The 25,055-nt window shown below is 45.0% G+C and carries 19 protein-coding genes, 5 tRNA genes and 1 pseudogene; 17 read left to right on the top strand and 8 right to left on the bottom strand.

Features of this window, described 5'->3' with window-relative positions; all coding sequences use genetic code 11:
* Positions 1 to 439: 439 nt before the first annotated feature.
* The 8 genes from AS034_RS15765 to nagB all read left to right on the top strand — a co-directional run bounded on the left by AS034_RS15765 (position 440) and on the right by nagB (position 7,559).
* The gene (locus AS034_RS15765) at positions 440 to 1,456 is read left to right on the top strand and encodes a sialic acid TRAP transporter substrate-binding protein SiaP (protein ID WP_032086804.1); all 1,017 of its coding nucleotides are present in this window, start codon (positions 440 to 442) and stop codon (positions 1,454 to 1,456) included.
* 18 nt (positions 1,457 to 1,474) lie between these two features.
* Complete coding sequence (locus AS034_RS23200; protein WP_032086803.1) at positions 1,475 to 1,945, top strand: TRAP transporter small permease; 471 nt, start codon at positions 1,475 to 1,477, stop codon at positions 1,943 to 1,945.
* On the top strand, positions 1,946 to 3,226 hold the full coding sequence (locus AS034_RS15755; protein WP_272867407.1) for a TRAP transporter large permease: 1,281 nt from the start codon (positions 1,946 to 1,948) through the stop codon (positions 3,224 to 3,226).
* Positions 3,227 to 3,291: 65 nt separating this feature from the next.
* A complete protein-coding gene (locus AS034_RS15750) occupies positions 3,292 to 4,215 on the top strand; it encodes an ROK family protein (RefSeq protein WP_244888177.1) in 924 nt (307 codons plus the stop codon).
* Complete coding sequence (locus AS034_RS15745) at positions 4,216 to 5,064, top strand: MurR/RpiR family transcriptional regulator (protein ID WP_176716107.1); 849 nt, start codon at positions 4,216 to 4,218, stop codon at positions 5,062 to 5,064.
* 30 nt (positions 5,065 to 5,094) lie between these two features.
* A complete protein-coding gene (locus AS034_RS15740) occupies positions 5,095 to 5,799 on the top strand; it encodes an N-acetylmannosamine-6-phosphate 2-epimerase (RefSeq protein ID WP_032086802.1) in 705 nt (234 codons plus the stop codon).
* 15 nt (positions 5,800 to 5,814) lie between these two features.
* Positions 5,815 to 6,681 carry an N-acetylneuraminate lyase gene (locus AS034_RS15735; RefSeq protein WP_032086801.1) on the top strand — a complete coding sequence of 289 codons (867 nt, stop codon included), beginning with the start codon at positions 5,815 to 5,817 and terminating at the stop codon, positions 6,679 to 6,681.
* 110 nt (positions 6,682 to 6,791) lie between these two features.
* The gene (gene nagB / locus AS034_RS15730; RefSeq protein WP_058299255.1) at positions 6,792 to 7,559 is read left to right on the top strand and encodes a glucosamine-6-phosphate deaminase; all 768 of its coding nucleotides are present in this window, start codon (positions 6,792 to 6,794) and stop codon (positions 7,557 to 7,559) included.
* Positions 7,560 to 7,693: 134 nt separating this feature from the next.
* Here the strand turns inward: nagB and AS034_RS15725 are convergent, their stop codons facing one another.
* The 5 genes from AS034_RS15725 to AS034_RS15705 form a co-directional block, all read right to left on the bottom strand.
* Complete coding sequence (locus tag AS034_RS15725) at positions 7,694 to 9,184, bottom strand: glycoside hydrolase family 32 protein (protein ID WP_058299254.1); 1,491 nt, start codon at positions 9,182 to 9,184, stop codon at positions 7,694 to 7,696.
* 410 nt (positions 9,185 to 9,594) lie between these two features.
* On the bottom strand, positions 9,595 to 10,986 hold the full coding sequence (locus AS034_RS15720; protein WP_058299253.1) for a sucrose-specific PTS transporter subunit IIBC: 1,392 nt from the start codon (positions 10,984 to 10,986) through the stop codon (positions 9,595 to 9,597).
* Positions 10,987 to 11,225: 239 nt separating this feature from the next.
* Complete coding sequence (locus AS034_RS15715) at positions 11,226 to 12,215, bottom strand: LacI family DNA-binding transcriptional regulator (RefSeq protein WP_058299252.1); 990 nt, start codon at positions 12,213 to 12,215, stop codon at positions 11,226 to 11,228.
* A gap of 147 nt (positions 12,216 to 12,362) precedes the next feature.
* A complete protein-coding gene (locus tag AS034_RS15710) occupies positions 12,363 to 13,235 on the bottom strand; it encodes a protein phosphatase 2C domain-containing protein (RefSeq protein ID WP_058299251.1) in 873 nt (290 codons plus the stop codon).
* Positions 13,236 to 13,245: 10 nt separating this feature from the next.
* The gene (locus AS034_RS15705) at positions 13,246 to 14,319 is read right to left on the bottom strand and encodes a DUF3450 domain-containing protein (RefSeq protein ID WP_058299250.1); all 1,074 of its coding nucleotides are present in this window, start codon (positions 14,317 to 14,319) and stop codon (positions 13,246 to 13,248) included.
* Between the two features lie 221 nt (positions 14,320 to 14,540).
* Between AS034_RS15705 and dhaK the strand changes: the two genes are divergently transcribed.
* Positions 14,541 to 16,292, top strand: coding sequence for a dihydroxyacetone kinase subunit DhaK (gene dhaK / locus AS034_RS22425; protein ID WP_074440041.1), 1,752 nt, complete (start codon positions 14,541 to 14,543; stop codon positions 16,290 to 16,292).
* A gap of 148 nt (positions 16,293 to 16,440) precedes the next feature.
* Here dhaK and AS034_RS15695 read toward each other — a convergent pair whose 3' ends face one another.
* On the bottom strand, positions 16,441 to 17,313 hold the full coding sequence (locus AS034_RS15695) for a helix-turn-helix domain-containing protein (protein ID WP_058299249.1): 873 nt from the start codon (positions 17,311 to 17,313) through the stop codon (positions 16,441 to 16,443).
* 497 nt (positions 17,314 to 17,810) lie between these two features.
* Here AS034_RS15695 and AS034_RS15690 point away from each other — a divergent pair, with 497 nt between their 5' ends.
* Positions 17,811 to 20,303, top strand: a complete 2,493-nt coding sequence (locus AS034_RS15690) for an NHL repeat-containing protein (protein WP_058299248.1) — start codon at positions 17,811 to 17,813, stop codon at positions 20,301 to 20,303.
* 293 nt (positions 20,304 to 20,596) lie between these two features.
* On the opposite strand, the gene AS034_RS15685 is transcribed toward AS034_RS15690, so the two are convergent.
* Positions 20,597 to 20,932 (bottom strand): hypothetical protein, encoded by a 336-nt coding sequence (locus AS034_RS15685; RefSeq protein ID WP_058299247.1) that lies wholly within the window; start codon positions 20,930 to 20,932, stop codon positions 20,597 to 20,599.
* A gap of 218 nt (positions 20,933 to 21,150) precedes the next feature.
* Between AS034_RS15685 and AS034_RS15680 the strand changes: the two genes are divergently transcribed.
* The 7 genes from AS034_RS15680 (at position 21,151) to AS034_RS15650 (ending at position 24,818) form a co-directional block, all read left to right on the top strand.
* A tRNA-Val gene (locus AS034_RS15680) sits at positions 21,151 to 21,226 on the top strand.
* A gap of 112 nt (positions 21,227 to 21,338) precedes the next feature.
* Positions 21,339 to 21,431, top strand: a tRNA-Ser gene (locus AS034_RS15675).
* 19 nt (positions 21,432 to 21,450) lie between these two features.
* Positions 21,451 to 21,531 (top strand) — tRNA-Tyr (locus AS034_RS15670).
* A gap of 113 nt (positions 21,532 to 21,644) precedes the next feature.
* A tRNA-Trp gene (locus AS034_RS15665) sits at positions 21,645 to 21,718 on the top strand.
* A 15-nt stretch (positions 21,719 to 21,733) separates the two neighbouring features.
* Positions 21,734 to 21,807 (top strand) — tRNA-Gly (locus AS034_RS15660).
* Positions 21,808 to 22,042: 235 nt separating this feature from the next.
* Complete coding sequence (locus tag AS034_RS15655) at positions 22,043 to 23,239, top strand: sensor histidine kinase (RefSeq protein WP_058299246.1); 1,197 nt, start codon at positions 22,043 to 22,045, stop codon at positions 23,237 to 23,239.
* A gap of 100 nt (positions 23,240 to 23,339) precedes the next feature.
* Positions 23,340 to 24,818, top strand: coding sequence for an outer membrane protein assembly factor BamB family protein (locus AS034_RS15650; protein WP_058299245.1), 1,479 nt, complete (start codon positions 23,340 to 23,342; stop codon positions 24,816 to 24,818).
* A gap of 70 nt (positions 24,819 to 24,888) precedes the next feature.
* Here AS034_RS15650 and AS034_RS22420 read toward each other — a convergent pair.
* A pseudogene (locus tag AS034_RS22420) lies at positions 24,889 to 25,055 on the bottom strand (LysM peptidoglycan-binding domain-containing protein); the annotation flags it as partial.

Here is a 25,055-nt window from a genome sequence, read left to right as displayed (position 1 = left end):
CATGATAGTAAAATTCCGGAATGTAAGTAAGATCGTAACAGAAATGACACTTAATTATCTAATTATTTTAAAAAATGATAATAAACTATCATTTTGGGTGTGCGATGTTCAAGGACGAAAGGATTACTGGCCTTACGGGGGTTCTGCTGATATTTATGTCCACCGATACGGGAGATGGAAGGTGTTTTATTTTTGACAATTAAAAATCATTTTTGAAATAAATATTGACGGTTTACTTTCAAAAACTTTATACTAAACTCACATCGATGAAAACGCTTTTTTCTATTCAAATAAATGAAAAGCGCAAAGGGAGGGAAAATGAACAAAGGGAATGAAACGTCGGGGAGTTTGGTCATACTGGCCGGGATTCGCTGATAGGGAGAAAAGAGGAAAGTTCATTCATGTTCAAAATAATAAAAAGTGAAAGGGGTTACTTGAAATGAAAAGTACTTTTTTGAAGTTTGGAATTATTTTAGTTGTAGTCTTTGGCTTGATCGCATGTTCCAATGATGAAGCGTCAAACAATGCTGAAGGGGAGAGCTTCGAATTGAAGTTCGGCATGGTCGCCGGTAACGCGCAAAATGAATATAAGGCTGCCGAAAAACTCGCTGATTATGTAGAAAAAGAAAGTGATGGTCGTTTGAAAGTGAAAATCTACCCAAGCTCGCAGCTTGGCGATGACCGTGCGATGCTTGAACAGACACGCGAAGGTTCTTTAGACATCACCCTTGCTGAAATGGGCCGCTTTGGTATCTGGGTGCCTCGTGCATCCTTGATGGGATTACCTTATGTAGTCGATGATTTTGATCATCTTAAAAAAGCAATCAATGATACAGAATATGGCGAAAATCTGCGAAAAGAATTGGAATCAGAATACAACTGGAAAGTGATGGGGACCGCATACAATGGAACCCGCCAAACCACTTCTAATCGTGCGATTGAGTCATTCGAGGATATGAAAGGCTTAAAGCTCCGGGTTCCTGAAGCAGACACATTATTGGATTATGCAAAATATACAAAAGCTTCTGCAACTCCAATGGCTTTCACGGAAGTATATTTAGCGCTGCAGACAAATGCCGTTGATGGACAGGAAAATCCATTATCAACGATTGATGCACAGAAATTCTACGAAGTTCAAGATTACCTGGCACTGACGAACCATGTGGTAAATGACAATGAGTATGTGGTAAGCAAGCAGACTTGGGATAAGTTACCTGAAGATTTGCAAAAGGTCTTGGAAGAAGGGATCAAGGAAGCTGCCGATTATCACACATCCCTTTTTGAAGAGCAGGAAGCAAGCTTGATTGAAAAGTTTAAAAAAGAAGGCATGAAAGTAACAGAACCTGATTTAGCTCCATTTAAAGAAGCGTTGGAAAAAGCATATCCTAAATACCTTGAGAAGATTGACGGAGATGCAGAAGGCTACCTAAAACAAATTCAAGAGGCGAATAAGTAAAAAAATTGGGTGATTAGGATGAAAAAGCTGTTTGATAATGTAGAGGAAATAATCGGCGGTACCTTGTTTTTAGTCATGCTGGCCGTCCTGACTGTTCAGATTTTTTCCCGGCAAGTATTCGATCATCCATTAACTTGGTCCGAAGGCTTGGCTAAATTTATTTTTATCTATGTCGGGTATCTCGCGGTGGCAGTTGGGATCAAAGAAAACGGGCATGTATTTATCGATTATTTCGTAACCAAGTTTCCCGTGAAGATTCAAAGGGTGATCAATTATGTATTTCAGTTCCTCATCGGCGCGGCCATTATATTGATGGGGTATATCGGCTATGAAATGGCGATGCGGAAAGTGCCGGTAGACATTGTTTCACTGAATATTTCTTATGTCTATATGTATATGGCATTGCCGCTGCTATCTGTTTTAATGTTATACCGTTTGATTGAACGGAATATAAAAGAAATTCGCAACAAAGGTGAGGAGGTGGGATAATTGGATGTATTGGTAATTTTTGTTGGCTGGCTGCTGCTTTTGTTTTTGGGGATGCCAGTGGGATTCACGTTGATTATTGCGGCATTCAGTTATTTTGCCATCACTGACTGGTCGTTGGTTTATTTCTCCGGTGCGAAGTTAATTGATAGTATTGACAGCTTTGCCCTGCTGGCTGTTCCCTTCTTCATTCTGACAGGGACGCTGATGAATTCATCGGGCATAACTCAGCGGATATTCGGCTTTGCCAAATCATTGGTCGGACACTACACCGGGGGGCTTGGACACGTCAACATCATGGCGAGTCTGATGTTCTCCGGGATGTCCGGATCTGCCCTGGCAGATGCCGGGGGGCTCGGTCAGCTGGAAATAAAATCCATGCGCGATGAAAAATATGATGATGATTACTCAGGGGGATTAACAGCGGCGTCTGCAATCATCGGCCCAATCATCCCGCCAAGTATTCCATTGATCATTTATGGCGTGATTTCGGACCAATCCATTGCAGACTTGTTCCTGGCAGGGGTTGTTCCCGGACTCTTGATGACGGTTTCCTTAATGGTCGTTGCGTATCTCTTTGCAAAGAAAAGAGGCTATCAGAAGGCTCAAAAGGCAACATCAAGTGAACGTTGGACTTATTTCAAGAAAGCATTTCTGGCTTTATTGACTCCGGTCATCATCATTGGTGGTATCTTTTCGGGTTATTTCACACCGACAGAAGCGGCCGTGATTGCAACGCTGTACGCGATGTTCTTAGGATTTTTTGTCTATAAAGAACTTACATTAAAAAAGTTATTCTTAAATGTTGTAGATTCGATGAAATTGACCGGCGTCGCTGTTCTGATGATCATGGGTGTTGAGTTCTTTGGACAAATGATCGCACACGAACAGGTCGCGATGAAAGTGGCTGAGTTTTTCTTATCGATCTCAGATAACCAAATCTTATTACTGTTTTTAATTAATCTACTGCTTATCTTTTTGGGGATGTTTATTGAATCCCTGGCGTTATTGATTTTATTGGTTCCAATACTTGTCCCGGTCGCAGTAAGTGCCGGTGTCGATCCAGTTCACTTTGGAATCATTGTTATTCTCAACTTGATGATTGGAATTTTAACACCCCCTATGGGGATGGCGTTATTCGTCGTATCGCGTGTCGGCCAAATACCGGTCCATGTGATTACGAGGGGAGTCATTCCGTTTATTATCCCGCTTGTTGTAGCATTGGGATTGATAACGGTTTTCCCGGAGATTGCGTTATTTTTACCAAATCTCTTTAGTCCTTGAAAATAGGAAGAGGAAAGCCCTGAATGGGTTTTTCTCTTCTGTATTTTACCGGGGAGGGGAGGAGAATGAAGATGTTGCTGGGTGTTTTTGATATTGGTGGAACATCAATTAAATATGGGGTTGTGAATCCGGAAGGACAGCTCTTATTTCATGATTCCCTTGCGACTGAAGCTCATTTGGGCGGCGAAGCAGTCATTGAAAAGGTGATAAATGTTTCAAAGGATTTAATGGACAGGTGGGAAATATCCGGTATTTCGATTAGTTCGGCGGGGCAAGTGAATTCTGAAACAGGAATGATTGTGTATGCGACAGATAATATCCCCCGATATACCGGTTTAAATATAGTCGATCTTGTAAAGGAAGAAACTCATCTTCCAGTAGTGGCAGAAAATGATGTCAACTGTACGGCATTGGGCGAATATTGGCTGGGGGCAGCCAAAGGCATGGATGATTTTGTTTGTGTGACAATTGGGACCGGGATTGGCGGGGCATTATTTTTAGATGGAAAACTGTACACTGGTAAAGGTTATTGTGCAGGAGAAATCGGCCATATCACGTTATATCCCGAAGGGAAAGAGTGTACTTGTGGAAGGACCGGCTGTTTCGAGAGCTATGCCTCAAGTAAAGCACTAACAGAGCTTATCACTCAGGAAACAGGTGAAATCGTTCCGTTGATTCAGTACTTTGAAGAAGTGAAAAACGGGGATACGGAATCTATGGCGCTGTTTGATAGATGGCTTAACGATTTAACAACCGGCCTGAGCTCAATTGTGCACCTCTTGAATCCTGAGCTTATTGTTCTTGGCGGCGGCATTTCCGCACAGGGAGACTTTTTATTGGATGCCATAAAGCATGCACTCTTACCGAAACTAATGCCGTATCATGCCCGTACATTGAAAATCAAACTGGCGGAAAACGGGAATGGCGCAAATCTCTTGGGAGCCGCCCAAAACTTTTACATGCATTCTACACATGGAGGAGAGAGTTAAATGGTGCAGGGTCAAACGGATAAATTGAACGGAATGAAACCAACGATGCTTATAGAACAACATAAGCATACGTTTACTAAATCAGAAAATAAAATATATGAATATATTATCGAAAATACTGACAAAGTTATTTATCATTCATTAACTGAACTTTCGGAGGCTTGTGAAGTAGCTGAAGCCACGGTGCTTCGTTTTTTTCGAAAATTGAATTTTAAAGGATTTCAGGATTTCAAATTTTTATTGGCGCAAGAAATTTCACAGACCAAACAGCACACCGGAGAAGAAACGTTTAAAGAAAAGATCATGAATAATATCATCCAGGCCATCACCGATTCTTCAGAACTGGTTCAAGTAGAAGAATTGAAAAAAGCGATTGACCTCATTGATCAATCCGATGATGTTGTCATTTATGGAATCGGATCTTCCGGGATTGCCGGCCTGGATATGCAAAATCGACTGATGCGCATAGGTAAGATCACTACGGTCATCACAGACTCCCATACACAAATCATGCGGGCTTCTTCAATGAATGAGAATACCGTGTTGATTGCGATCAGCTTAACAGGAAGCACAAAGGATATTGTCGATGCGATAGAAACTGCCAAGACCAATAAAGCAACCGTCATCGCGTTGACAGCATATGTGAAATCACCGTTAACCAGGTATTCGGATGTGGTGTTATTATCTTCGGCGAAAGAAAGTCCCCTCGATAGCGGATCATTAATATCTAAAATCTCACAATTGTATTTGATCGATCTTATTTGTACGGGGCTGTCGATGAAAAACGCTGACCAGGCAGAAACGATTAAAATGAAAATTTCCGATAACTTATCAATTAAGCTTTATTAACCTTGAATACCTACCTAAGGGGCGAAAAAAATGAATAAAAAAAATATATTAGAAAGTTTGAAAGGAGGGCTGGTCGTTTCTTGCCAAGCGTTGGAACACGAGCCGCTGCACAGCTCATATATTATGTCGAAAATGGCCCTTGCCGCTAAAATGGGAGGCGCAGCAGGAATACGGGCAAACAGCTACGAAGACATTGCCGCGATTAAACAAGAGGTCGACCTTCCAGTCATCGGCATTGTAAAACGGGATTATGAAGATAGTTCCGTATTTATTACCGCCACGATGAATGAAGTTGATGAAGTGATCCGTGCAGGGGCAGAGATTGTAGCTTTGGACGCAACAGTTCGCCTAAGACCGAATCAACAGACGCTGGAGCATTTTTATCATGAAATTAGAAAAAGATACCCTGATGTCTTATTAATGGCCGATATCTCAACGTTCGAGGAAGGGATGAAGGCAAGCGGGCTTGGATTTGACCTCATTGCCACCACCCTTTCAGGCTACACGGAGTATACAAGGGATATACAGCCCCCGAATATCCAGCTGGTTGAATCCCTGGCTGAAAAGGTGCATGTACCGGTAATGGCAGAAGGCGGGTACTGGAAACGTGAAGATTTACAGCGGGCCATTCTGGCAGGGGCATATGGCTGCATCGTCGGTTCGGCGATTACCAGACCGATGGACATTACAAGGCATTATGTGGACTGCTTGCAAACAGAAGAAATCAAACAATAAGAGGGAGCGATATTCATGGATGGAATATTTACAGCATTAATGGTTTCGTACGATCAGGACGGGACTATCAATGAACAAGGACTGCGTGAGATCATCCGCTACAATATTGACGTGTGTAAAGTAGACGGGCTCTATGTGAACGGCAGTACCGGAGAAAACTTCATGCTGTCAACCGAAGAAAAGAAGGAAGTTTTTCGGATCGTGAAAGATGAAGTGAAGGATCAGGTGAAGTTAATCGCCCAAGTCGGTTCCATTAATTTAAACGAAGCAATTGATTTAGCGAAATATGCAACGGATTTGGGCTATGACGCACTCTCTGCCGTGACGCCTTTCTATTATAAATTCGATTTTGAAGAAATTAAACATTATTACAACAGCATCATCAACTCAGTTGATAACAAAATGATCATCTACTCAATCCCGTTTCTGACAGGTGTCAATATGAGTTTGGATCAATTTGCCGAGCTGTTCGAAAATGAAAAAATCATTGGTGTTAAATTCACGGCCGGCGATTTTTATTTATTGGAAAGAATGCGCAAGAAGTTCCCATCCAAGCTCATTTATGCAGGATTTGATGAAATGCTCCTCCCAGCTGCTGTGCTCGGAATCGATGGGGCAATCGGAAGTACTTACAATGTAAACGGACAAAGAGCCAAGCAGATCTATGAACTTGCCAAGCAAGGTGAAATAGAGCAGGCAAAAGAGATCCAGCACGTGACGAATGACCTGATATCGGAAATCATAGAAAATGGTCTCTATCAGACGATCAAAGAAATCCTAAAAGATAAAGGGGTCAACGCAGGCTTTTGCCGCCAGCCGATGAAAAGATTATCAGAAGAAAAAGTGGCAATCGCTAAAGATATTTCGAAAAAGTACTTATAAGCGGTTGAAATTTCATTGACCTGGTCTAAAAAAGTGAGGAACGGTTGAAGGATGAAGTGAGGCGGCTTTCCGCGTGGAAGTATGTGAAACGGTTTTAGGAGGAGCAGGAAATGAAGATTATTGAAGTGAAGAATTATGAAGAAATGAGTAAAAGAGCCGCCGATTATGTGGTTGAAAAGGTACGCAGCTTTCCCGGCATTACATTAGGTCTTGCAACCGGGGGAACCCCGCTGGGTCTTTACCGCCATCTGATTGAAGATCATCGGAATAACCTGACTTCCTATCAAAACGTGACAACCTTTAATTTAGATGAGTATGCAGGCTGCGATGAAACCGATCCCCACAGTTATCGTTACTTTATGAATGAAAGCCTATTTAATCATATTGATATCAATAAGGCTAATACCTTTATCCCCCGTGGAGATGGGGAGGATATGGAACGGGAAGCACAGGAGTATGAACAATTGATTGCCAGCCATGGAGGCATAGACTTGCAAATCCTGGGCATAGGTAGCAATGGCCATATTGGATTCAATGAACCTGGTACTTCTTTTCAATCCCAAACCCATATTGTCGAGCTGACAGATTCAACGAGAGAAGCGAATGCCAGGTTTTTCGATCGAATCGAAGACGTTCCTCTAAAAGCGATTACCATGGGAATCGCCACCATTATGAGGAGCAAAGAAATTCTGTTGCTCGTTTCCGGACCTAATAAGCGCGAGGCATTTTCCAGGCTGATGCATGAAGAAGTGAATGAACAATTTCCCGTTTCCGTGCTTAAGAACCACCCGGCAGTTACCGTAATGATCGACCAGGCAGCAGGATGTCTTGATTATACTCCAGGGAGCGGGGACCTTGAATATGTCCCGCATGATTGACCGGGGCTCTATATTTCTCGTTGAATAGTAGTGATAGGGACCGGTCCGAATGGGATAGGGGATTGTGTGGCGGGAGATAATAGCGATAAAGGGAGCTGGGCCAGAATTTTTCTGACTCGGCTCCCCATATTAGTTTATAGCAAATTTTCGGCTATTAACGAATGATTAATAAAACTTCCCATCATTTTTCTATCAGCGAAAACTTCAATCCCGGTGGATTTCTCCAGAGGGAACACCCGCGAAGTGAATACCGTTTCTCCTCCGTTGATAAAAATCTCTACGATGCTGCGGTCAACAAAGATCTGGAGGTCAACAGATTCGCCGATTTCAAGTTTTGAGCTTCTTTCAAAGCCATACTCTCCGCCGAATGTTTCCGCGAAATTCTCCCGGTTCAAGGTGACGGTCTGCTCGGAGCGGTTGAACTCCAGCACAAGCCCCTCGGTTTCAGAAGAGAAAAGCCTCAAACCGAAAATCTCGGCTTCTATTGATTCCAAGGAAAGTTCAAGCTCATATTGATCAGAGCCTGCACCGATTTCTGTGGTTCCTTGAGACAGGCTGAACTCGCCTTTCGCTGGCTCCGTGCGAAGTTTCTTAAGCTCCTTTGCCGGCTTCTGAATCAGCCTGCCGTCCAAGACATCAACCTCGCGCGGAATCGTCAGGCAGTGCGCCCAGCCTTCCTTGTCTGAAGGATAATCCATCTCGCCCATGCCGGCCCAGCCGAATAGGAGGCGCTCCTTGTTTTTTCCTTCAAAGGTCTGAGGGGCATAAAAATCGAAGCCTTTGTCCAGTTCATGGTGGCTTTCGACCTTGAACGTGAGGTTTTCGATGTCCAGTTCACCATGAACATAGATGACATTATAGAGGTTCTGATAGGCATGTTCCTCGGGCTCAAGCCCCTGGGGTGAAACCACGAGTACATCCTGCCCGTTCAATTCAAAATAGTCGGGGCACTCGAGCATGTAGCAGGTGTCAGGCAAATTCAAATCCAGATCCAGTTCGCCTTTAAACGACCAGTCACGCGCATTGCTTGATTCGTACACAATGATGGCACCGGTCAGGTTGGAACGCTGTGCTCCGAGCAGCATATAATAGGTGTCATTTTTCTTGAATACCTTCGGATCGCGGACATGTCCCGTATATCCTTCGGGAACACCCTCGATGATCGGGTTCTGCTCATATTTGCGGATCGCGCCATCCTTGTCCATGATGGCAAGGCACTGGTTCGCCGACCGTTCTTCGGCGCTGTATTTAATGTTGCCGGTATAGTAAAGATAGAGTTCTCCGTCGACTTCAATCGATGCCCCGGAATAAGCTCCGTGTGATTCGTAGTCTTCGACAGGGACGATTGCAGTGGGAAGCCTCTTCCAATCTATTAGATCTGTTGATTTCACGTGTGCCCAGTGCTTCATGCCATGAGTGGGACCGAACGGATACCATTGGTAAAAAACATGGAATTCGCCGTTGAAGTATGCAAGGCCGTTCGGATCGTTCATCAAGCCGTAGCCGGGGTGGATATGATACGCAGGCTTCCACGTTGAAGACGTAGATTTTGCCTGCAGTTGATCGAGTTCATTTTCTTTAGCATCGTTAATGGTGCGGTATTTTGGTTCGGTGTATCTATTCATGCTTGTCAAATTCCTTTCGTGAAAGAGTTTTTCCCTTGCGCGGGAAGAATCGACGATAAGTGGATTTAGTTAAAAATATCAAATTGGTTTCGCTAATGAGGACTGGTTTTCGATATAAGGTTTAACGGTTTCGATAAAAGAACCCGGATTTTTGAAAATAAATCTTTTGATTTCGATAATAAAGTTTCGATTATCGATAATAAAACGGATGATGGTCATTCGGTGCCTGCCGGAAGTCCCTCAATTCAGGCTGGAACGCCCTAAGGCCACACCGAAACGCCTGATTCGTACAAAGTTTTTACCGTATAACTCAAAAAACCGGCCATATAACGCCAAAACCGACTCCCCTATAAAAGAAAAGCAGGCAAGTGAACCCCCACTAACCTGCTTCTATCAACTTTTTATAAAAATCAAGCTTCTTTTTTATCTGAGTATCCAAACATCCAAGTCAGCACGAATGCCACTGCAATCGCGACAAAGTTGATTAGGATGTATTGCAGGATCTGCCCGTTCAGGTAGAGCAGCGTGCCTGGGATGACAGTGATGGCCATGCCAGTTGCTTTCAGTCCCATGATGGAAGCGAGGAATCCTCCGACTCCGCCACCGATGAGTGCCATGATGAATGGCTTACCGTAGCGCAGGTTCACCCCGAAAATGGCTGGTTCGGTGATACCGAGGAATGCTGAAAGGGAAGACGGCAGTGCCAGTGCTTTCAGTTTCTTGGACTTCGTTTTCAAACCAACAGCCAGTGCCGCGCCGCCCTGTGCCGCAATCGAGCAGGTGATGATGGCGTTGTACGGGTTGTTTCCGTATTTCGCGAGCAGCTGAATTTCGAGCATGTTAAAAATGTGATGGATCCCGGTGACGACGATGATCTGGTTGAGTCCGCCGATTAGAAAGCCGCTGATGCCGAATGGCCATTCAAGGACTGCGATTGTACCGTTCAAAATGACGTTCTCCAGACTGTGGAAGACAGGACCAATCACGAACAGTGCCAGTGTGATCATGACAAGCAGCGTCAGGAACGGCGTGATGATTAAATCGAGCGCTTCAGGCGTACGTTTGCGAATTTGTTTTTCCAGTTTGGCCCCGAGGATCCCGGCGATGAAAGCAGGGAGGACGGAACCTTGATAACCGACGACAGGGATGAATCCGAAGAATTCAAGCGGCTGTACGTCTCCGCCTGCAACTCCCCATGCGTTCGGCAATGAAGGGCTGACGAGCATCAATCCAAGGACCATTCCGACAATCGGGGTCCCGCCGAACACCCTGAAGGTCGACCATGCGACCAGCGCAGGCAGGAAGATGAAGGCCGTGTCAGTCAGGATCTGAGTATATAATAGGAAGTTCTCGGAGATATCATCGGGCGTCATGCCGAAGAGTGCTAGTATCTGCTCCTGCATGACGAGTCCGCGAAGTCCCATGAAGAGACCTGTGGCAACGAGTACCGGGATGATCGGTACAAAAACGTCACCGAATGTGCGGATCGCCCGCTGGAACGCGCTGCCGCTTTTCACGGCTTCCTTCGACTGTTCCGCTTTCGTCGATCCGGCGATCCCAAGGCTCCTCACTTCTTCATAAATGCGGTTGACCGTTCCGGTTCCAAGGATGACTTGGTATTGGCCGGAGTTGAAGAAGGCGCCTTTCACTTTATCCGTGTTTTCCACAGCTTCTTGGTCGATTTTTTCTTTGTCTTTCACCATGATTCGTAAGCGGGTGGCACAATGGGCGACAGACAGGATGTTCTCTTCACCGCCGACACCGGCCAGGATTTCTTCTGCAATCTTTCTGTTCTCTGACATTGTTTCTCCTCCTTTGTTCATGTGTGTAATCGATTTCACATCGGTTGAAAATAAATGTATCGGCTGATTGGATGCCCATACATAGTAAATAGAATAAGAGATATTGCTGGTGTGTAATCGATTTCACACCAGTTAAAAATAAAAGTACCGGTCTCTAGGATTCCAATACATAGTTAAAGGTAGTAGTGTAATCGATTCCACATACGACATATCGTTATGAAATCGATTACATACTGAAATTATACACTATCTTTTTTCACGAGTCCATAGTCTAATACAATTTTACTCGTCGGGATTTCCTTTTGACTGATCATCGAGAGGATCAGGTTGGCAGCTTCCCGGCCGGCTTTGTTGTATTGAAAATCGATGGTCGTGAGGGGAGGTGTGACATATTGGGACAGCTCGGATGCTCCGACTCCTGCAAGTGCGATGTCATCAGGGATCTTCAGTCCCTTTTCCTTCAGGTAATTCATTGCTCCAATCGCCAGGCGGTCCGTCACCGCGAACACTGCGGTCGGGAGTGTGGAGGATGATTCCATGATGTTTTTCATTGCCTCATACCCGGATTCCACATCAAAAACAGCGGTCTGGATCCAATTTTCTTCAATCGGAAGTCCGTGTTTTTCCATGGCGGCAAGATATCCTTTTTTCCTCATCAGCCCGACTGCACGGTCGGATTCGCTCACACCGATGAACGCCACTTTTTCATGACCTTTTTCGATAAGATAATCGATCATCTCTCCAGTCGCCATGATTTCATTGAACACTACCGACGGGGTGCCCGGCATATCCTGACCGACGACCACGAAAGGGACCTTCAGCTTCTGGATTTCTTCCACAAGCTGTTCGTTCGTATTGGTGGCAGACAGGACGATTCCTTCGACGTCCCTGCTTTTCAGCAGTTTAAGGAACTCGATTTCCTTGCCGGCGTCCAGATTCGAATTTGCCAGTAAGATCTGGTAGCCTTCCTCAGCAAGCACCCGGTCGAGGCCGTTGACCATCCGGCTCGTCGTCTCGGACCCGAGCTTCGGCAGGATCACCCCGATTACCTTCGTCTTCTTCGTCCTCAGCGACTTCGCATTCTCGCTCGGCACATACCCCGTTTCTTCTATTACTTTAAGAATCCTTTCTCTCGCTTCCTCGCTCACATACCCGGATTCATTCAGCATCCGCGAAACCGTCGCACTGGAAACATTCGCCCTCCTGGCCACTTCCTTAATCGTAATCACACAGCGTCCTCCTTGTGGTTTCTCTTGGGTTTATTTTACTTGATAGGAGAGGGGATTGAAAGAGTGAGCCGCGGGGACAGGTACGGTGACCCACTCCAGTCATTCCAGATTGAAACCGGGTCAGTGTACCTGTCCCCTTGACCCATTTTAATCCAGTTGTATTAGTATTCCTGTTTTATCGTCGTGTTTTTTTAGGCGCGGGTAGGTGATGCATGCCGGGTCTTGTTGTTCGGCGGTGTGTATTTCGTCCAATAGGGCCTGGACGCCGTGGGTGAAGGCGAATTGTGCGCTTTCTTCCCAGCCATTCTCGGTTTTGTTCATTTTCAGACCGTCTGTCAGTAATAATATGCTTTTTACGTTCATGAGGGGAATGCTGCCGGATTCCAGGAAGCGCAGGGCTTCGGGACTTCCGTCGATAACCCCGTAGCCGCCCATTGTGTTGAGTTTGTTCCGGTTCTTTTTTAACAGCTGGGATATGCTTTCCCGGCAATCGCTCAGCACCTGTTGAAGTTCAGGCGAAGGCAGTGAGTTCAAGGACTGCTCCAATTTAGATTCTTTTTCTGTCAGTAGCTGGTGGAAGGCGGCGATGGATTGAGCATCCAGCCGGTCTAAATGATCAAAGGTCATTTGCCTGATTGTATGGTCATGATGCTCAATGAAAAGCATGCAGTCTCCGGCAGAAATGAATCGGATGGTTTCGTTGTTACTGATTTGAATTACGGATAATCCGCAGGTGCTTCTTTTGTATTTAGGGATTGCTCCGAGTTCTGTCCCCGTTAATTGCTGAGTTTCTTTGTTGAGGTGATGGTTTGCCTCTTCAACTAAGGATAAGAGGGGGCTTGAAGGACTGCTTTCGAATGTTTCTTTAACAATCCTGGACGCTACGTCTCCCGGTAATCCGCCCAAACCTGTTGCGCCGTCAATCACGGCAAACAGGCCGTGATTTTCGTTTATGGCATAAGCATCTTCATTGTTTTTATTTGAACCTTGTTTGTATACATATTTAACGGTGTAGTTCATGTAGTCACTCCTAACGAGATAAGTAGTGAAAGTATAGCGGACCAGCGATTAGTAGCAGTCCTATTAAGAGAATGAATGTCTGGTGCTTCCATGGAAATTTCTTTTGCTGCAGGAGCATCCCGAGGCAAAGGTATCCTACAAGGATGCAGCCTGTCAGAATCATAATCAGGAAGGCAGAATCGAGAAAAGGCTTGTTTCCGATTAAATTGAATGAGCCTATTGTCAAGCTGATGATGGCTACAAAGAAAGCAAGGGATTGCAGGTTATCCTTTTGCATCTTATCCATTGAAATTTTTAATTCACGCTTTGATTCTTCTAATTCAGTTCTTGTTCTTTCTAATTCCGCTAAAATCAATGAAGAAGATTCAGCTGCTTCAATTCTGCTGAGATGAGCCTGGTATTCATTCAGCCGGATGGCGTAGTCCGTGCTAGAAGAGTCTTCCTTGTCGATGGCCTTGTGGATGGCTGTTTTGGCTTCCCGGTATTGTTTTAATATCGCAAGCAATCTTCCTTTTGTACAATGGAATTTGGGATATTGATAATCCAGTCTGATAATCTGATCCATCTTTTCCCTGGCATCCTCAACGACTTCTTGTTCGATTTCTAATCCGCGTTCTTCGGCGGTAACAACAGCTTCTACATAGCAGTGAAGAACCCCCACTTGATTAGGAAGGTTTTCTACCGCTTTCCTGCTATAATGAATCGCCAGTTCCATATCCTCGGGCGTATCATATTGTTTGTGAAACAATGACACAATATGGGGATAAAGAAGTTCCCCTTCAAATAATTCTCCGTAATCCCTGATCAAATCTTTATGGGTAGAGTGATTTTTCATTCTTCGGGCGTATATACATAAAACAAAAAATACGGAGAACAAAACAGGATTCTCTGCATCATTGCGGTCTTCATTTCGTTCTGCACTTCTTTTCAACCAGTCTGATAAAATCGCACACTCATGTTTGGTTAATTTGTTGGATGCATACTGAGCCAAAGCAGTTTCATATTTTCGCAGCTTGCGGTTAGGCAGGGTGGAAGCGAATTGAATGAAATCTTCAATTACTTCATGAGATGATAATACGGTCATTGGATTCACCTTATTTACTAGTTAATAATGAATATTTTACCATATGGAAAGGTAGAAAAGTGCACGGCAAAAGAATATTTTGGGACCGTTTCTGCTGCCTCAGGTATAATCCTTTTACATTGAAACTTATTCACTTTAACATGACAGTGAAAACATTTTTACTTTTATATTTGAAAACTAAAAACTGCAGTATTCAAACCAAACCAGAGGAGGACGTTCATATGAAAAAAATTATCAACGAACCGGATACGCTGGTCACCGAAATGTGCAGGGGTATGGCCATTGCCCACCCGGAATTGGAGTTTCTCGAAAAGTATAAGATTATGAAGAAAAAGGAATTGGATAAAAACAAAGTGACCTTGATAAGCGGAGGCGGCAGCGGTCACGAGCCGGCACATGCTGGGCTTATCGGGAAAGGGATGCTCGATGCGGCAGTATGCGGAGACGTATTTGCTTCACCGTCACAGATCCAGGTTTACCAGGCGATCAAAGCAACGGTGAACGAAAAAGGAACCCTGTTGATCATCAAGAATTACAGCGGCGATATCATGAACTTCAAGAATGCCGCCCACATGGCTAAAGAAGATGGCATTCCTGTTGATTATGTGAAGGTCGATGATGACATCGCGGTTGAGGACAGCCTATATACAGTCGGACGCCGAGGTGTTGCCGGAACCGTGCTCGTACATAAGATCGCAGGGGCGGCTGCGGAAGAAGGCAGGGGACTGAATGAGGTTAAAGCCGTAGCTGAAAAAGCAGCGGCAAACGTGCGGAGTATCGGTATCGCCCTGACTTCGTGTACTGTTCCGGCGAGTGGGTCGCCTACTTTCGAATTGGGTGATGACGAGATTGAATATGGAGTCGGAATCCATGGTGAGCCTGGCATCAAGCGGGGCAAGATGGCGACCGCAGATGAACTGGCGGAGCGGATGGTCGATGACGTGCTTAAAGATTTGAAGGTGGACGAGTCTTCCGAAGTGGCTGTGCTGGTGAACGGCTTTGGCGGGACGCCTCTGCAGGAACTTTACTTATACAACAATGCGGTGGCAAGAATTTTATCTGAAAAAGGGATTCGCATCAACCGTTCATTTGCAGGCAATTATATGACGAGCATCGACATGGACGGGCTTTCCTTGACTGTGATGAAACTGGATGATGAACTGAGAACGCTGTTGTCCAAGGAATCTCAGGCACCTGCGTTCAGAGTGGACGGACCGGTGCCAGCGGTGGAATACAAGAGTGCGGACCAAGTTGAAGAGAAAAGACCAGTATCATTTGAAGTGGAGACAACGGCAGAGTATGCAGAGATCAAGGATGATGAGGTAACGTTAGAAAACATGATTTACCTGGTGGATAAGATGAGCGAAGTCATCATAGAGAATGAGGTCCCATTCTGTGAATTGGATTCCCATGCGGGTGACGGCGATTTTGGAATGAGTGTCGCCAAGGGCTTCAGGCAGCTTAAACATGAATGGCACTCGATTCTTGAGCAGGATAATCTGACGATAGGAAGCTTCCTGGATGCATGCTCCATTGTAATCATGGAGTATTGCGGAGGAGCTTCCGGCCCGATATGGGGCTCGGCATTCCGCGCTGCAGGTAAATCAGTCGGCAATCAATCAACGATGACCGTTTCTGACTTTGCGGCCATGCTTCAAGATGCAGTCGAGGGCATCCAGCGTACTGGCGAGCGTTCATTTGGAAGAGGCGCGGAAGTCGGGGACAAGACCCTGGTGGATGCCCTTGTGCCGTGTGCGGATGCGTGGACTGAAAGTGCAGAAGCAGGAAGCGACTTTAAGACAGCTTTCGTAAAAGGAGCCGAAGCCGCCGTCTCGGGGGCAGAGAAGACGAAGGACATCGTTGCCAGGATGGGGCGTGCCGGAACAGTCGGTGATCGGAGTCTAGGACATCCGGATGCCGGGGCATATGCTCTTGGTGTTATTTTTACCGAGCTTAAAGATAGTTTGAAATAGGGATGAATGGAAGCACGGGCTGGGTCTCGTGCTTCTTTTTTTGCGGGACAGGGGGACATGTTAGCTGTCCCATCCTTAAACATTGGAAAAAGTATCATCCAGAGGCTCTTGGACCAGGGACAAGGTACCTGTCCCCTTGTCCCGCCCTTCAGAGACGGGACATTTTTTCATTGAGGAAAGTTACGTTTTTGTCATTGCCGCGAAGCTCAAACATATGAAGGGCACGAGTGAAATAAAGTATTGCTTTTTCCATTTCATTAACCAGCTCATAGTTGTAACCGATTTGATAGTTTAATTCTCCGAGTCCCCACAGAAGCTCCTCTTCGATGCACCAGTTGAGGGCTTTTTTACAATAGTCGGTCGACTCACCGTATTTCTCGAGGCGGGTCAGCACCCGGGCGATATTATAGAACAAACGGGGCTTGATGGTTTTATCATATAATTGTTCAGTCGCTTTCAGACTGGATTCGATTTGATCATAATAATCAAGGGCCTCGTCGTGTTGGTGCAGGGAAGAATGGATTGTCCCTATGCTCAGCAGGATTTCCATTTCTCTTTCTGTCCTGGCTTTCTTTTGGCCTGCTGTCAGGTAAAAAGCCTCGTTAAGCAGAGAAAAGGCCGCTTCCTCATCCTTTTCAACTTCAAAAGCATAGATACCCTTGTACCAGTAAAGAAGCTGCAGTTTTTCAGGATCATTATAAAAAAGCGGGTTCTTTTCTTCTGTCTTTACCAGCTCCAAAATTTCATCGAACTTGAAGTTCACCCTCAGATGTTTCAGTTGCTTTTCAACCTCTAAAACGTAGTCAAGGCGCGGGGTGGTGCCAATCTCAAAGAAGTAATTCACATCGACACCCAGCTTTACAGAAATTTGATACAGGGCTGCAGCACTTGGATAAATATCACCCTTCTCCATCCGGCTGACAAGAGCCTGCGTACAAATCCCTTCCGCCAGCTCACCCTGAGTAAGCCCGACTACCTTCCTCAACTCCCTAATCTTCTTCCCAATTGCCGAATAATCCATTTCAAAACTCCTCACAAAAATCATAGTGGGACAGGGGGACAGGTACCATGTCCCATCTCTAGTATACTAATAGGTTCTTCAATAAGGAAGGTGGGACAACGTACCTGTCCCCCTGTCCCGATTGGGTCTGTATTTGGGAGGTTGGTGGAGGGGGAGTGATGGAGGAAAGGTATTGTGGTATAGGATTGGGGAGTTTGGCAGGTTGGGAGTTTTGGATTAGTAGAGTCACTTGAATTGAAGTTTTTTCGTTATCTAGTAGGTAAATAGGAACGTTGCCACGTAGCTTATCCACTTTTGAACCGGTGGGAAGGGGAATGGGAATTAAAGACTCTTTTACGTCAATGCTTCCTAACCCTTTTAATGGTAAGGGTTCATCTATAGTTCACCTTATAATTTACAAAATTTTCTAAATATAATATTGGTTTCATGCCTCTCCTTACGTATCATTATGGTTGAATGGATAAGCCATTTATGAATGATAAGGAGGAAGGTATTTAATGAAGAAAATCTTCATCACAATCATGGTTTTGCTGCTGATGCTGCCAGGAACTTTGAATGGAAAACCGGCTGGGGCGGAGACCTCCGGCAAACTGAATTCCACCTATTTCGGGGCGCCTGAGGAACTCCTGACTCCGCTGATGGATGCAATCAGTATCTTCGACGGGGCGGTCGGGACTGAAAATGGTAAGCCGGTGATGTATACCACCACCAAGGGACTGCCGGCACAGCTGAATGTCATTGATATCAATTCTGAGAAGCTGTTGCGGGTCATTCCACTCGAGGGGGCAGAGAATACATGGGCACATGAAGTGCTTCCGAACGGAGACCTGTACATTGCGACGATCGGCGGTGGAGCGAAGCTATGGAAATACACTCCGGGTGCAGACAACGCCGAGGTTGTAGCGAGGTTTTCCGGTGAGACCTTCCCATTTTCCATTACATCAGAACAAGGAAAGATCTATGTGGGGACCTATCCAAGCGGGAAAGTTTTTGAGTATGATCCTGCTGACGGATCTGTCGATGATTACGGCCGCATGATCGGCGAGTCATCACAAGAATATATTCGGTCCCTGGCTGTCATAGGGGACGATGTGTATTCCGGAACAGGCCATGGGAAGATCATTCATTACAATAAATCAACAGGTGAAAAAGAAGACATCGCGGCATCCATCGGAGAGCCCGGCCATATTTATGACTTGGACAAGGTTGATGACCGTTATCTTTTCGCTAGATACGAGCTTTCGAGCAATGCCTATGTCTATGATACACAGAAAGGGGAATGGCTCGATGTAGTCATCCCGAAAGCACGCGGACTTCATGTTCCCGAACAGTCGGAGGATGGGAAGGTTTATTTTATGAATACGGAAAATAAACTTCAGACCTTCGACCTCGGTACATTGGAAGTAGCGGACACAGGAATTACGTATAAAAGCGGGTTCCGCGGAGTTGACTGGGTGGAGTTCGGCACACCTGAACTGCCGGGCAAAAGTCTTGTCACGATTAATTTCAGCGGGTTCGTTACCATCCTGAATCTGGAGACTAAGAAGACGGTCACTACTCCGGTCCTGGCTGAAGGGACGGCGAATGTGATGAACAAAATAGAGACGGGTCCGGATGGAAATCTCTATATCACCGGTGTGCAGACAGGCAAGGGAGCTATTTATAACCCCATTACTAAGGAGAAAAAAGTCTACAATATGGGCCAGGGCGACAGCATCGGCACTTTCGGTGACAAGCTGCTCTTTGGTGTGTATCCGGACGGAGATATCAGGGAGTTCGATCCTGCGCTCGAGCCATCTGATTCAAACCCGAAGAAGTTATTTACGATCGGAGAGGAGCAGAACAGGATAAGCTCGATCACAGAAGGGGACGGCAAAGCGTATATCGGAAGCATCCCGTTCTATGGGGAGCTGGGAGGCGCTTTGACGGTTTATGACCCAAATGCGGCGGAAGCTGATCAGGTGAAGGTCTTCCGAGATGTGGTGGAAGATCAGAGTGTGAACAGCCTTGTTTACAAGGATGGAAAAGTATACGGCTCTACCACGAACAATGGCGGGCTCGGAGCTGACCCGACAGCGGAAGAAGCAAAAATTTTCGTGTGGGATACAGAGACGGAAAAAGTGATCCGGGAGGTTTCCCTGTCGGTTGAAGACCTTGAAAAGCCGGAAGCCATTGGTGAATTGTCCTTTGGACCTGATGGACTGTTATGGGGGGCTTCGATCAATACGATTTTTGCGATGGATCCTGAAACACTCGAAATCGTTAAAAGCCGGAAGCTGTATGATTCCCTTCCGCTTTCAGCGTGGAATAAAATTGAACTAGAGTGGTCGGATGGACTTCTCTATGCTGATTTCAGCGGGAACCTGACTGCCATCGATCCCGAGACGCTGGAAAGCAAGCAGATTGCCAGGGTATATGATTTTTCAGTGGGTCCTGACGGAAATCTATACTACTCCTCGAGGGAAAACAGGACGATGCTTCATAAAATGGAAGTGAAGAAGGTATCTGGCAATGAAGAAATGACGGTAACGAATCATCAATTCGAACGGCCGGTCGATGACGGCGGGATCCCGGGGTGGACCTCAATGTTCAACACGGATGATCATGCGATGTATTCCGTATCGGGAGAAGAACATTCTCATGGCAGACAAAGCCTGAAGCTTGTGGATACCGCGAGAAATAAATCGGTTGCTTTAATGAGTGACAGCATCAAGGTAGAGGCAGGTGAGGTTTTTGAATCATCCGCAAATCTCTTCATCAAAGAAGGAACGGGAAGCTTCATGGTGAGATTTTACGATGAAGAAGGAAGGTCGATCTCAGATAAACCGGTCCATACGAGTACCGGCCTGAACAAATGGCAGAACATCTCCATCACAACAGAAGCACCAAAAAACGCCGCCGTCATGAGAATCATCTGCTACACAACATCCTACTCAATAGGAACCATCTACTACGACAAGGTAGAAGTCAAAAAACTGTTTTTTGATTGATTGAGTTGGGACGGGGGGGACAGGGACGGTGTCCCACTGAGAGAAGACTTGAAAGGTGTTTATTTGAGGAGGGAGAGGGACAGGGTTCCTGTCCCTCTGTCCCTCTCCTTATTGTTATTATGAATCAGGCAGCACAAAAGGTTTGGGAGTCAGCGTGCCTACTTCTTGACCAGTCACAAACTCTACCATTTTAAATTTCCTCATCCATTCCTTCTAATAATTCCAGCATTTCATCATAATAGCCTTTTTCAAAAATCATGACAGCTTCTACTTTGTTGTAAGGAGTGTATAAACTAATTCCCGCTTTTTTTTGAGAAGGCCATATCCTCAAGGTCAATCATTTCTTCATCTAATTGAAGCAATAACTTTTTTGCCTTTATCGAAGGCATCTTCATAAAGTGAATGCCTTCAATCACTGGATCCCTCTGGTCTGTCAATTCAATTGAGTCACATTTTCCATCTGCTTTGTAATAAACGAGAATACCTGCTTCTACATAATGATCGGAAAGCATCATATCATCATCATGTTTTCTAAAACGTTTAGGCTCTTCCTTTAATTGTGCTGCAATTTCCTCTGAAGTCATATGTAATTTCAAACTGCCCACAGAAGTATAAGGAATAATCTCCATTATGCCACACCCTTTAAACAAGATTAGTAATCTATTTTATCATAAAAAAGCAGGAGGCATGGTATGGTGAACCAGCGGAGTTGGAGGTGAAAAGTGGAGCGAGGTACCTATTCCCGCGATTGCACCCACGTCTTCAATTCGCAATTATGTGTTGACAACTCCAAAAAGAATTGATAGATTAATAAAGGTCTTCACCAATTTTATATGATTTCACTTACGGAGGATTAGCTCAGCTGGGAGAGCATCTGCCTTACAAGCAGAGGGTCGGCGGTTCGATCCCGTCATCCTCCACCATGGATTTTATACGGAGCGACAGCAGAGTAAAAAGATCCTTCCTTAACCTTGCGAAGCGTGGCGGAGCATCACTACGCATAGCCAGAAAGTTTAAATTATGTTAATAACACACGGAGGAATACCCAAGTCCGGCTGAAGGGATCGGTCTTGAAAACCGACAGGGGTGTTAAAGCCCGCGGGGGTTCGAATCCCTCTTCCTCCGCCATTTTTTCTCTCATAATCATGGAGGGGTAGCGAAGTGGCTAAACGCGGCGGACTGTAAATCCGCTCCTTCGGGTTCGGCAGTTCGAATCTGCCCCCCTCCATATAACTTTTTTACGTAGCGAGAGCGGAGTAAAAGAAGCATCCTTAATCTTTGCGCAGCGAAAGCGGAGCAATACGCTCAGAGCGAATAGCGCAAAATTCACATTTACATCACAGGGGCATAGTTTAACGGTAGAACGAAGGTCTCCAAAACCTTTGGTGTGGGTTCGATTCCTACTGCCCCTGCCAATACAAATTTCATATGCGGGTGTAGTTTAATGGTAAAACCTCAGCCTTCCAAGCTGATGTCGTGGGTTCGATTCCCATCACCCGCTCCAAAGCGTAATCCACAGGCCAGTTCTCCAGGGAACTGGCTTTTTTGTGTTGTGGCGGTACGGTTAAGGTGCCGACGGGACAAGGGGACAGGTACAGTGTCCCAAGAACTCTGGAAAATGACAGAGTGGGACAAGGGACCTGTCCCCCCGTCCCATTTCCCCCCGTCCCATTGACTATTTCCGGTTTTTGTAAGATAGTTACTATTGATATTGATAGTAAAGCTGGTGGGGGAACGCAATGAAGGAATTTCAGGATGGGCTGCATAAGAAGAGTTATTATTTGATTGTTTCAGTGATTATCGCCTTGATGGTGCTGGGGGTAGTGATTGATAATACGGTGAATATGCGTTTTATTGCACATGGACTGATGGTGACGGTCGTGTCTGGCTGCCTGCTGTTATATCCCCGCTATGAAAATACTATAATGAGATATACAACGGTGTTCGCTTCTACGGGCTATTTATACAGCCTCTTTTACTTATATCCTGAGGTATGGTCTGGATTTGTGCTGCTTTGTTTTATCCCGGCACTTTCAATCCTCTTTTTCGATCGAACGCTTTTTTACTTTTCGCTGGTTCTAAATGCAATGTTAATTGCGTTTACTTTCAGCTATATCATCATCATCGATCAGGGGAGCAATTATCCTTATGTCATTTCTGACATCGCAGAGAACCTTGTGAATTTTATCGCGAGTCAAGTCATTCTATATTATGTCTTTCATTTGTCGAATGAAAGAATGAAGAAGCAGCGTCTCTATTTTGAACAAGTACAGCAGGCTGAACGTTTGAAAACGACGGGGCAGATGGCGGCAGCCGTAGCTCATGAAATAAGGAACCCGCTTACTGTTGTAAGGGGTTTTCTGCAATATTATAAGGAAGATCCTGAGCTTAACGAAAATTTTAAAAGGAATTTCTCCTTGATGATCGATGAACTTCAAACGGCAGAGCATGTCATTACGCAATTCCTCTCCATGGCCAAACCAGATCAGGCAAAGTTAACGAATTCTGTGGATATTGAAATGGTATTGAATGATGTCTCGGAGCTTTTGAATACTTACGGATTACCCAGTGATAACAATATAGAGCTTTCAATAGATACAGGTTGTTACGTCAATGCTAATCATATTGAACTCAAACAGTTATTTGTAAATGTAATTAAAAATGCTATTGAAGCCTCTCCAAACGGAACAGCCGTCTACGTAATGGCAGAAAAAATAAAAGCACATATAGAAGTCAGAATTATTGATAATGGTAAAGGTATGACCCAAGAAGAAGTAAATAGCCTTGGTACCCCTTTCTACTCTTTAAAAAGCAAGGGGACGGGGCTGGGACTGATGATCTGTTATAACATAGTAGAGAAATATAACGGGACCATAAAATTCGAAAGTCAACAAGGAATTGGCACCACCGTCACCGTACGCTTTCCTATCAAATAGGGACGAGGGGACAGGTACCGTGTCCCGCTTGAAGCAGATTTACAACGGACCTCCCCTTTTCTGCTATAATGGAATCCTATAGTATGAAGAAGGGAGACGAATGGTATTGAGGCGTGTTTTTTTAAAGGGAATAAGTATAACAGTATTATTACTTTTCGGCTTGAGCTTCCCTATTCAAGCACAATTTGGGCCGGATGAATGGACACAATACAGGCTCAACACAGAAAACAACCCTGTATTCAATAGTGAGGGGAAGAAGGGTTCTTATGATCTGAAATTGAAAACTGAAAATGAAATTCGTTCAACTCCAGTAGTGGTAGGAGACAATGTGTATATAGGAAACCACAAAAGTGGAGATATATATTCCTATAATCTAGAAAGTGGGAAATTGAACTGGAAGTCTAAGGCTCCTAATTGGCTCCATTCTGAAATCATATATGTGAATGATCAGTTATTTGTGGGTTATGGAAACCGTTTTTTCCAAAAAGATGGAACCCGGGGCACTCAGGAGAGCGGATTGCTGAGCCTTGATCCTGAGACTGGTGAGATTCTTTGGGATTTTGACACAAAAGGGGAAGTAATGCCCACACCTGCATATTATAAAGATACAGTATACATAACAACGGGAGACCGTCATTTATATGGTGTGGATCCTAAAACAGGGCAGGAAAAGTGGAACTTGGACCTTGGAAATGTTGTGAGTATGTCTTCGCCGAATATTAAAGATGGAATTTTATATGTAGGCGGTGGGAGGCCTCAGCCTTATACTTTTTTTGGGGTTGATTTAAGAAAAAGAGAAATTTTGTGGAAGACAGAACTTAAAGGGGTAATGTCTGGACTGGATGATGTTCCGCCTGCCATATACGGGGATTTGGTTATCACCACGGCCGTTGAGGAGACCGACAACAAAATTGAGTTAAGAAAAGTATACGACCATGATGGCTTGGCAGCAACGTATAAAGAGATGCTGAGAAGGGCAGCAGGAGAAGTTCAATCCGATAAACAGCTATACGAACATAAGATCTATGCCATGAATACAAAAAGTGGCGAAATCGTTTGGGAAAAGAGCCTGGGCGTGGGAGAGATGGTCCCTAACAACAAATCAGGTGCTCCGGTTGTGTACAAAGATTCTGTCTATGTAGGGAGCCCTATTACAAAGAAGTTTTACTCGCTGGATGCGAAGACTGGTAATGGAAATTGGGGATATTACAGTAATGTGACCAAGGCACCGCCTGCTGCGGATAAGGGAATTGTCTATTTTACGGACGTAAAAGGGCTGGTCTATGCGTTTGACACAGAATCCGGAAAACTACTGGGCAAGAAATTATTTGGAGGGAAGTTGGCTCCGTCCGGCCCTGTAATTATGAATGATCACCTGATTGTCGGCAGTCAAGATGGGTATGTGTCTGTAAAGCCAACGGAATCGATTATGGGCAAGTTTGATGTCGTAAAAGGAGACGTAAGTACAAAGGAAGCTTCTGATATTGAATATTATGGTCTTGTCTACGGAATTCCAATCGCTATAATAGTGGCATGTATCATGCTTTTAAGTTTGATTATCATAAAAAAGAAAAAATGAGACAGGGGGACAGGTACCGTGACCCGCTTCAAAAGCGGGACAACGGACCTGTCCCCTTGCCCCTCTATTGGATTTTCAAGCTTTCCCCGACGTAGATGCGGTCGCTGATGAGCTTGTTGGCTTTTTTAAGTTTGCTTACGGTTGTATTGTACTTTTTGGCGATGGCAGAGAGTGTATCGCCTTTTTTGACTTTATAGGTAGTGGTTTTAGGCTTGCTCGGTACTGTGCTTTTGCTCT

Origin of the sequence: [Bacillus] enclensis, assembly GCF_001456935.1 — a bacterium.
GTDB lineage: Bacteria > Bacillota > Bacilli > Bacillales > Bacillaceae_B > Rossellomorea > Rossellomorea enclensis.
Note: the sequence above shows the minus strand (reverse complement) of the source record. Positions and strands in the feature narration are given on the sequence as shown.

Coding starts and splice junctions, on each gene's coding strand:
- AS034_RS15765 (WP_032086804.1), top strand. CDS start 440: ATGAAAAGTACTTTTTTGAAGTTTGGAATTATTTTAGTTGTAGTCTTT.
- AS034_RS23200 (WP_032086803.1), top strand. CDS start 1,475: ATGAAAAAGCTGTTTGATAATGTAGAGGAAATAATCGGCGGTACCTTG.
- AS034_RS15750 (WP_244888177.1), top strand. CDS start 3,292: ATGAAGATGTTGCTGGGTGTTTTTGATATTGGTGGAACATCAATTAAA.
- AS034_RS15745 (WP_176716107.1), top strand. CDS start 4,216: ATGGTGCAGGGTCAAACGGATAAATTGAACGGAATGAAACCAACGATG.
- AS034_RS15740 (WP_032086802.1), top strand. CDS start 5,095: ATGAATAAAAAAAATATATTAGAAAGTTTGAAAGGAGGGCTGGTCGTT.
- AS034_RS15735 (WP_032086801.1), top strand. CDS start 5,815: ATGGATGGAATATTTACAGCATTAATGGTTTCGTACGATCAGGACGGG.
- nagB (WP_058299255.1), top strand. CDS start 6,792: ATGAAGATTATTGAAGTGAAGAATTATGAAGAAATGAGTAAAAGAGCC.
- AS034_RS15725 (WP_058299254.1), bottom strand. CDS start 9,184: ATGAATAGATACACCGAACCAAAATACCGCACCATTAACGATGCTAAA.
- AS034_RS15720 (WP_058299253.1), bottom strand. CDS start 10,986: ATGTCAGAGAACAGAAAGATTGCAGAAGAAATCCTGGCCGGTGTCGGC.
- AS034_RS15710 (WP_058299251.1), bottom strand. CDS start 13,235: ATGAACTACACCGTTAAATATGTATACAAACAAGGTTCAAATAAAAAC.
- AS034_RS15705 (WP_058299250.1), bottom strand. CDS start 14,319: ATGACCGTATTATCATCTCATGAAGTAATTGAAGATTTCATTCAATTC.
- dhaK (WP_074440041.1), top strand. CDS start 14,541: ATGAAAAAAATTATCAACGAACCGGATACGCTGGTCACCGAAATGTGC.
- AS034_RS15695 (WP_058299249.1), bottom strand. CDS start 17,313: ATGGATTATTCGGCAATTGGGAAGAAGATTAGGGAGTTGAGGAAGGTA.
- AS034_RS15690 (WP_058299248.1), top strand. CDS start 17,811: ATGAAGAAAATCTTCATCACAATCATGGTTTTGCTGCTGATGCTGCCA.
- AS034_RS15685 (WP_058299247.1), bottom strand. CDS start 20,932: ATGGAGATTATTCCTTATACTTCTGTGGGCAGTTTGAAATTACATATG.
- AS034_RS15655 (WP_058299246.1), top strand. CDS start 22,043: ATGAAGGAATTTCAGGATGGGCTGCATAAGAAGAGTTATTATTTGATT.
- AS034_RS15650 (WP_058299245.1), top strand. CDS start 23,340: ATGGTATTGAGGCGTGTTTTTTTAAAGGGAATAAGTATAACAGTATTA.